The sequence below is a fragment of the Marinobacter salinexigens genome (assembly GCF_008370345.1).
Taxonomy (GTDB): Bacteria; Pseudomonadota; Gammaproteobacteria; order Pseudomonadales; family Oleiphilaceae; genus Marinobacter; species Marinobacter salinexigens.
Genome location: NZ_VTUU01000141.1, coordinates 1 through 277 on the forward strand (window position 1 = coordinate 1; position 277 = coordinate 277).

General features: G+C 47.3%; 1 protein-coding gene. It reads left to right on the forward strand.

The features are described 5' to 3' along the window. Positions 1–277, forward strand: a 277-nt coding sequence (locus tag FWJ25_RS20980) for a J domain-containing protein (RefSeq protein ID WP_246166909.1), incomplete at both ends; no start/stop codon positions are given.

The following is a 277-nucleotide window of genomic DNA, read 5'->3' on the forward strand; positions in this document are numbered from 1 at the left end:
GGACAGGAGGTTTTGTTTTTCGAGGAAGGCGAGCCTAAGATTGATGGCGAACCAGGCGATTTGAAGTTCAGGATCCGAACAGCATTACACAGCCACTTCAAACGAGAAGGCAATGACCTGCATGCAACAGTTACAATATCCCTGCTGCAAGCTCTGGTTGGTTTCGAGAAGACAATCAAGCATCTTGACAACCATCTGGTAGAAATTGGCACCAAGGGCATCACCAAACCGAAGGAGATCAGGAAGTTCAAAGGTGAAGGCATGCCACTATACCAAA